Raw genomic sequence first — 8,744 nt, 5'->3', positions numbered from 1 at the left:
AAAAACATAAGAATAGACGGCTGTTTGGCATGCGCACCGAAAAGGTGCGCTTATTTTATTTATATTTCGGGCTTACGCTAAATCAAGAAGAGTTGGAGAATCCCATCCGTCCGCTCCCATTAACGGAACGTCAATACCCATTTCGCGCGCTTGTTTAACAATTAACCCTACTTCTTCATAGTATCCAGGGATAAAGATAAATTCAGGGTTAGCAGATTTAATACGGGTTAGTGTAGAACGGAAATCTGAATCCTTAGCTACATAAGACTCATTTGCGACTGTTTCTCCACCCACGGACTCAAAATATTCTTTAAAAGATTTTGCTAAGCCTTTTGAGTAGTCACTAGAATTATCAGAATAGATTGCTGCCTTTTTAACTTTTAATTCATTTGCGGCGAAATTAGCAGCGACTGTTCCTTGAAATGGATCGATAAACGAAGTTCGGAACACATACTCATTCAAGCTGCCATCTTCATTGACTGTTACCGTTGGGCTTGTACCTGACGGTGAAATTAACGGCGTTTCATTATCATTAGCAATCTGAGCTTGTGCAACAGTCGCACCACTTGTTGCTGCACCTATAATGGCTACAACTTTATCTTGAGTGGTTAGTTTAACTGCACCACTTGTGGCCTCAGCAGCCTCAGATTTATTGTCGACCTTTACAAGTTCAATTTTTTTGCCATCAATTCCGCCCGCCTCGTTAATTTCATCAAGAGCTAATTGAATACCATCAGCTTCGGATGTTCCATAAGATGCAACAGCTCCGGTAAGTTCAAGGTTTAGACCAATTTTAATTGTACCACCATCTTTAGAGCTAGATGATTCCCCGTCTCCATCACTACTGCTTTTTTCCCCGCAGCCAGCTAAAACTCCTAAAGCTAATGCAGTTGCTGCAAAAATGCTTGTAAACTTTTTCAATTTCATTTATACCCCCCATAGTCTTTAAATAACTCTAATCAATAGATAGATATTCACTTAAATATTAGAATTATTTTTAATATAATGAATATAATCGAGTATTGCGAATCAAATTTTAATTGCGTCTGCCGGAATACTCTGTCTATTATGTGAATTTTTTATCGTCCCCTTACATACTAGGATTATAAAAAGTATACATTTTTCATTCTATTTTGTCAAAATATTTTTTCTTGTCAGATAAAAAGGGCTTCCAAGGAGTTTTTTATCTCTTGAGACGCCCTATTAAGTTGCAAGACCTAGGTTGCTAAATGATTTTTTTGTATAGCGTCAGAACCATAATCAAAAAGATTTAAACAGCTTCATTATAAACTATAAACCTTTATTGTCCTCCAACTACACGTATCATCAAAGTTAAAGAAGAGATACTGGATCATTACACCATATAAATGAGTGATGAGAAATGGAAGGGGCATTTCTACAGATGAGGTTGTTCGTAGTAAATATCATCCATAAATGGCAAAAAAAGATAAAATCAAAAAGCGGGTTTAAAAACAAAGCAAGAGCAATTGCATCGGCAACTACTCTCGTTCAAGGATAAATATAGAAAAGCAAGATATTCGCCTTGATTTTAGTCAAATGACTTGAGTATTGTTGAAAATCCTTTTATACAATGCTTACACAAAACATAAGCCAGAAGACATAAACTTCAAATGTCAAAACGACAGTATCCCGGATGTGTGGATAAACTGTCGTTTTTAAGAAATTACACTAGCTTTTTTGAGTCCGTTTAATTGAATACTACCTTTTCACTGCATAAAAGTCATTCTGAATTGCACCGAAGTTTCTACGATGATATAGCATTGGCTCTTTTTTTCTACTTCTAAATTCACCACTTAGCTATATGGGTTTCAGGGAGCTATTACATCATGCCAGGCATAAGACACTGTCCTGTAACATCGTTACGGCTTTTACCTTCTACAGGTGTAACATCATGAACGATGTTTTATGCCTTTTACTACATTGCGTTAGCAAAATGTTAGCAATTTCAAGCAGATAGAATGATTGCCCACTTTGCTTTTAGATTTACATTACGACCATCTTGGCTCTAACTATCTTTACAAGGGCATCTACGGCTAGTGGACTGAGCCTGAAAGAGCATTTATACCATTTTGCAGTAGTCTCTAGGTCAGTTTGAACTGGGGTAAAGTTTACGGAAGGACTGTAGACAGTAATTTTTCTGCCTAAATCATTGTTGTATATTTGCTGTGCAATTATACGGACTTCGCCAATCATTGTCTTGAATTTCCGTATATTTAACGCTGTACTCCTTTCTACTATACCTTCAATCATTGTAGATAACATAATACGCTTCACTTTAACCATTATCCTAATAGTTTTTTAGCTAGTAAAATCAACGATCAATTTAGTGCTCTTTGTCATTCAGCCACCACATACAGAAGTAGGAGACTTCTGCTAAAAGAAGTTAAACTCTACAACGCTATTGAGTGTGGGCCATATCCTTGTGAACATTATTAAACACATGTGGAAGGCGACTACCCAGTTTACTAAGAATTTCATTCGTAATAGTTCCACACTTTTCCGCTAGATCCTGGCAATGGATTTGCTCTACCCCATCACGACCAATAATCGTAACAACATCATTCGCTTTTACCTCATCAACATAAGAAACATCAATGATGATTTGATCCATACAAATTCTACCGATGATAGGAGCCTTTTTAGAATGTAGTAGTACATATGAGTTGGTCTCCGATAGATGCCGTGGAATTCCATCCGCATACCCGATGGTTGCTACCGCAATTTTCATATTCGTTTTGGCTGTATATGTTCGACCATAACCTATCGCCTCACCAGATTGAATCTCTTTTACCGCTGCAATCCTTGCTTTTAAGGATAATACCGGCTGTAACTTGACATGTGTACGTATCTTGTCATTTTTACTTAACACACCATATAGGGCTAATCCTGCACGGGCATAATCACTAGGAATATTAGGATAATTTAAGATGCCATAGCTGGATTGAATGTGTATTTTGCCAATTGAAAATCCCTTTGACTCAAGGATTTCGATTGTTTTATAGAATTCATCGAGTTGTTTATTTGTAAATGCAATATCATCATCCGTTAGACTATCCGATACAGAAAGATGTGAAAATACACCTTCTATCACTAAATTGTTACAATTAAAAATACGCTCCAGTTCTGAAAGATTTCGAGAATCTATACCCAAACGGTGCATTCCTGTATCAATTTTAACGTGTACCATAATCTTCTTATCACTATCATTAAGTCTTTTTGCGTATGAATAATCTACAACTGTTTGTGTTAAATGATAACGCCTAAGTAAGTCTACATTCGTTGGATTTGTATAGCCTAATATTAGAATGTCGCCCTTTATCCCATTAGTACGAAGGCGGATACCTTCTGATAAAGTGGCAACAGCAAAAGTATGGATACCTGATTGATTTAATGTTTTTGAGATTACAACATCCCCATGTCCATATGCATTTGCTTTAACAACGGCCATTAGTTTGCATCGTTTTGGCAGAAGCTTTTGCAAGGTCTGTGCATTGTGGACAAGTGCCTCCAAATCGATCTCTATCCAAGCTCTACTGTCCTTTGATGGTAATGGTTTCTTCCCTCGTTGCCATATATAAGATATGAGTCCGGCCGCTGCAATAGAAAGAATACTAACCAAAAGATAGTGAATGAGACTCGTTTCAATTAAAAGCTTTTGCTGGTCTATGAGCTTCGCAAAGCCTCTTATAAAAACAATCATCCACGGATGTATCAGATAGATTAGTAGTGATACATCTCGAATGCTTTTACTACTCCTACCTGGAATCCGCAGTAATAGTTGAAAAAGAAAGTACATACATGGTATTAGCATGACATACATACTGTCATGACGTTGAAGGGAGAAATGATCAAGTAAGAGTCCCTCAACGATTAGAAGCATACTTGAAATGGCCAACCCTATCATACTAGTACGGAGTGAAAGCTGTTTATTTTCATTGAAAATCATTCCACCCATCACAAGGTAAATTGGTGCTAAAAAGACCCCATTTCTCGTGTAATCAAAAACAGCGAATAGTTGATCATACAAAGTGTTCAGAAAAGGTATCTGACGTGCTACTCCATAGTAGCTATCTCCAAAAAGTCCAACCATATATAAAGCTGTTGAAATAACGAAAGTGATTCGCAAACCCATGATCCGCACAAATAACGTGACTAGAACGACACCAATAAGTAAAGCTGGGAAATACCACAAATGATAAAAGGTCCCATCAAATAAAATATCTTTCGGAATCTCTAACCAAAAATTCGACCGATTATAACGTCCAGCATAAATATTTAATGGTAGATAAAGAATAATCGATATTCCGTACAATATCCCCATTTTTTTGCAAAATCTCCAAATATAATGCCAATCCCCTTTTTTAATATACGGAAACAAAAAGTATCCAGAAACCATGATAAAAAACGGCACGGCAACTCTTGCTATAATCCTAGTTAAAATAAAATCGGCTGTCTCATTGAAAGACCATAACGGCGATGTGTGAATGGCAACAACGAGGAAGGCGGCATAAATACGGAATATGTCCAATGCTCCAGCATGTCTGGTTGAATTCATGTTTTACCACCTCCACAATGATACAATAAAGCCATCCACATTATTACCTGATAGTTGGTACACATTATGCTCTGGTAACTCGATCATCGTTTTTTCTCGATCGGCCCTGACATAAAAAATTTCAATTGTTTTCATTTTGTCCTTTATATATAGGTGTTTTTCGCCATAGCTATATTCTTTTATAAATGTCAGGATATACTCTTCAAGACACAATTGATTTTCTTCTATAATTTGTGCATGTGGGTATCCTACATAGCGAAAATGCCAGGGTTCATGGGAAATACCAGTAATCGATTCTTTCTTCTTCCCATATCGTTCGATAAAACCGAAGCTTGCAGCCTTCTTTCGGAAATCACCACATATTCCGGTGTACGGAAAATACGGACGGATAAAATCGATGTCATTGGCATTTTCTGCTAGATCAATCGCTAAACCAGTTTGATGTTCACTTCTTCCAGGTAAGGCGACATATTGGTCTGTAAACGTCTTGCCATTTTCCAGAAGAGAATTTCTGTAAATACGCGCTTGTTCAGCACGATCCCGATATCCACTAACTGGTATAATCTCATTGGAAATACATATTGAATTTAGTAGCTGCTCTAATAAAGTTGCCGTTTTTAATTCCAACAAAATGTCGCTATTAGGAATGTTTGGGTGTTCTATAGAAATCAGCTTGCTAAAATCAAAGTAATGTTCTCTCACAGGATAGTCACGGTTAATCAATATTTGATAACCGTTGTATACATCTCGTTTATCTAGAGTAATCATGATCATTTTTCTATACCTAGTTGAATTAGTTTATCTACAAGCTCGCCAAATTCTAGTCCAATCCCCTTCATCATATTTGGAAAACGACTATGTGTCGTAAACCCGGGGAAAGTATTAACCTCATTGAATACAATTTCCTTCTTTAGTGTTAAAAACATATCCACTCTTGCAAGGCCTTGACATCCAAGTACACGGTATATCATTGTTGCCGTTTCTTTAATTCGTTTAGCTGTTTCTATATCGATTCTTGCTGGCATGTGAATCTTGGAGGATTTAAGATTGTATTTCTCCTTGAAATCAAAAAATCCATGATCCAATTCAATTTCATCCACTTCCCCAACTATTAGCTCGTCATTCCCCACTATGGCGCACCCCACCTCAAAGCCTTCAATGTTCTCCTCAACAATCACTTGGTTGTCATGTAAAAAGGCATTACTCACAGCTTTTGGTAGCTCCTCCATTTCATAAATCTTTGAAATTCCAATTGATGACCCTGCTTTTACAGGTTTTACAAACACTGGAAAGGACAAATGGTTGGTTTGTTCAATGATTTCATTAGCAGTAAGACTTTTGGAGAACACAACAGAGGAAGGAACCTTGATTCCTGCCAATTCAACTAATTTGTGTGCCCTATCCTTGTCCATACACAAAGCGGAGGAAAGTGTATTACAGCCAACAAATGGGATCCCTGCCATTTCAACTAAACCCTGTATCGTCCCATCTTCACCGTTTTTTCCATGTAAAACAGGGAAAACAATATCAATCGTTGTCTCTTTAATGCATTCTATACCAAACTCTATTAGCTTCTTCGCATATCTGTCAGGAGAAATCATAACAGGAACACAATCGTTGTTATGCGAATACCAACTATCTGTAAGAATCCTATTAATATCCCCATAATAACGAACCCAGTCTCCGTCTCTCGTAATACCAATTAAAATAGAATGATACTTTTTTGAATCCATATTACTGATGATAGCGCTAGCTGACTTAAGAGATACTTCATATTCTGAGGAACAGCCCCCAAATAAAATGACGACATTCTTCTTCATTTCTCGTTACACTCCTTTATTTGTGATTCCATATTTACTAACAACAAAAAACACTTTCCGAATTAGTACTTAAATAGTATCAATTCAGAAAGTGTTATTTTTACGTTTATTTCGATAAAATTTATATCCTTTTCTATAAAAATTCCTACGAAATTCTTACAAAGCTCCTGGCAAGCAGACCGTAAATCTAATGGTTTCGTTTTCACTAAAAACCGTTATACGCCCTTGATGACGTTCAACAATCTCCTTTGCAATAGCAAGACCTAATCCGGCTCCCCCCGTTTTTGTACCACGAGATACATCAAGCCGATAGAACTGTTCAAATATACGGCTTTGCTTTTCCTTTGAGATGGTGTTTCCCCTATTTTCAAATTGAATCTCCACACCGTCATCCTTTTTCACCGCAACAATTTTAATTGTCTCATTTTCAAAACTGTAATTAATAGCATTCCGGATCAAATTATCGAAGACCCGCTCCATTTTATTAACATCACATATAATTTCAATATCTGGCTCCATTTCCAAGGAATACTGAAGATTTTTGGTAGCCAGTATTGGCTTAAATTCATATGTGATTTGCTCTAGCATTCTTGTTACATTCACTCGAGTTTGATCAAGTGTTAATTGACTTAGGTTAAAACGTGTAATCTCAAAAAACTCATTAATTAAATCCTCTAAGCGCTCAGCTTTTTCTAAAGAAATAGACAAATATTTTTCACGGAGGTTCTCCGATATTTCCTTCTCATCCCTTAGTAAGGTTAAATAACCGATCACTGAAGTTAGTGGTGTTTTCAGATCATGTGCAAGATAAACAAGTAAATCATTTTTTCGCTGTTCCGCTTCTTTTGCTAATCGAGCGTTACCAATAGCAGCCTGTTTCACCTGATTCATTTGATCTTCAACCTGTTTTAATTCTACTGGTAGATGAATCAGGTTATCGTTTGCCTCCACCAGCTCATTACTCGCTTCAACAATCGTATCGATATAGCGAAGCGTATTTTTCCAGAATATGTGGAAAATGAGAAAGAAACCGATTATCCAGCACATTAACAGAATGGGGACTCTATACATACTAATTAGATGAAGTATTGTATTTATATAGGGGAGGTCATCTGCAAACCGAGATATAATTAAAGCAGCTGCTACATAAACAATACCTAATATTACTGTAAATAAGACTAATGCGATAAAAAAGCGTATAAAAATGACCTTTGTTAGCTCTCTACCTGAGTCACCGTACTTTACTTTACTCAATCGTGTAGCCAACCCCCCAAACTGTTTTAATAAATTTTGGATTTCTAGAAGGTTCGTTCATTTTTTCTCGTAGCCTTCCAATATGAGCCATTACTGTATTATTGTTATCTATATATTTTTCGCCCCATACAGCTTCAAAAAGATTTTCTGAGGAGACAACCTTCCCTTTGTTTTCACACAAATACCATAAAATTGAAAACTCGATAGGAGTCAAAGGTATTTGTTTTCCATACAGCGTGCATTTGCGAGTATCCTTATTAATAGTTAGTCCCGCAAAATCAAATTCTTTTATATTGTCTGTAGATATTTCATCTGTAGAATTGTGGGAATTGTAGCGCTTGTAACGTCTTAATTGTGCTTTTACTCGTGCCACCATTTCAAGTGGGTTAAATGGCTTCGTAATATAATCATCGGCACCGAGCGTAAGACCCGTAATCTTGTCCATGTCTTCCACCTTAGCCGTTAACATGATAACAGGAAATTGATGATTCTCCCGTATTTTTTTACATATCGTAAACCCATTTACATCCGGAAGCATGATATCCAATATGGCGAGATCATATTGATTTACCGTTATACTTTCAAGCGCTTCTTTTCCTGAATGGATGACTGTAACATTGAACCCTTCATTTGTAAGATATACTTTTACTAAATCCGCAATTTCCGTTTCATCATCTACCACTAAAATATTCGTATTCATTCCATTCACCTTTTATTTAATCCTCGTTGTAAATAAACGTAAATATTTCTCTATCATTATACACGGATTATACCATAATGTAATGGATGCAATAAACGAGGGTAGTATTATTGGATTGAACTCCTAAAAACCTCATTTTACTTATGATACGGCTCACCATAACAATTTAAAGGTAGCTAAATAAAAAAGAGATAAACCATATTGGGTGGTTTATTTCTTTTTTACTCATGCTAATGCGACTAAGAAGGAATCATTTCCTAAATGTGCCCCAGTGGTCTTCAAGTATTAATCTTATTCTGTAATTTGATACCTTGCTTTATTTATTTTGTCCTCATCCCAAAGTTGTGGACCCTGTTCATAAAGATTTTTGCCCCTCTTTGGAGTTCCTTTCCAT

5 protein-coding genes and 1 pseudogene are annotated in these 8,744 nt (G+C 36.5%); all 6 read right to left on the bottom strand.

Annotated features, from left to right (window positions below):
* Positions 1-75: 75 nt before the first annotated feature.
* Positions 76-927 (bottom strand): annotated as a pseudogene (locus H9631_RS19165) (ABC transporter substrate-binding protein); the annotation flags it as partial.
* 1,492 nt (positions 928-2,419) lie between these two features.
* On the bottom strand, positions 2,420-4,576 hold the full coding sequence (vanT, locus tag H9631_RS19160; RefSeq protein ID WP_191815651.1) for a serine racemase VanT catalytic subunit: 2,157 nt from the start codon (positions 4,574-4,576) through the stop codon (positions 2,420-2,422).
* Positions 4,577-4,579: 3 nt separating this feature from the next.
* A complete protein-coding gene (locus H9631_RS19155) occupies positions 4,580-5,350 on the bottom strand; it encodes a D-alanyl-D-alanine carboxypeptidase family protein (RefSeq protein WP_191815649.1) in 771 nt (256 codons plus the stop codon).
* Positions 5,347-6,396 carry a D-alanine--D-serine ligase VanG gene (gene vanG / locus H9631_RS19150; protein WP_191815647.1) on the bottom strand — a complete coding sequence of 350 codons (1,050 nt, stop codon included), beginning with the start codon at positions 6,394-6,396 and terminating at the stop codon, positions 5,347-5,349. The genes H9631_RS19155 and vanG overlap by 4 nt, the downstream gene beginning before the upstream one ends.
* 156 nt (positions 6,397-6,552) lie before the next feature.
* Complete coding sequence (locus H9631_RS22930) at positions 6,553-7,650, bottom strand: sensor histidine kinase (RefSeq protein WP_404801759.1); 1,098 nt, start codon at positions 7,648-7,650, stop codon at positions 6,553-6,555.
* Positions 7,643-8,350: a VanR-ABDEGLN family response regulator transcription factor gene (gene vanR, locus H9631_RS19140; RefSeq protein ID WP_191815645.1), complete on the bottom strand. Its 708-nt coding sequence runs from the start codon at positions 8,348-8,350 to the stop codon at positions 7,643-7,645. Before vanR ends, H9631_RS22930 begins: the two co-directional genes overlap by 8 nt.
* Positions 8,351-8,744 lie beyond the last annotated feature (394 nt).

The organism is Bacillus norwichensis (genome assembly GCF_014836955.1).
Taxonomy (GTDB): Bacteria; Bacillota; Bacilli; order Bacillales; family Bacillaceae_C; genus Siminovitchia; species Siminovitchia norwichensis.
Note: the sequence above shows the minus strand (reverse complement) of the source record. Positions and strands in the feature narration are given on the sequence as shown.

Excerpts from the sequence above, each read along its gene's own strand:
- vanR (WP_191815645.1), bottom strand. The coding sequence starts at position 8,350 with ATGAATACGAATATTTTAGTGGTAGATGATGAAACGGAAATTGCGGAT.
- vanT (WP_191815651.1), bottom strand. The coding sequence starts at position 4,576 with ATGAATTCAACCAGACATGCTGGAGCATTGGACATATTCCGTATTTAT.
- H9631_RS19155 (WP_191815649.1), bottom strand. The coding sequence starts at position 5,350 with ATGATCATGATTACTCTAGATAAACGAGATGTATACAACGGTTATCAA.
- vanG (WP_191815647.1), bottom strand. The coding sequence starts at position 6,396 with ATGAAGAAGAATGTCGTCATTTTATTTGGGGGCTGTTCCTCAGAATAT.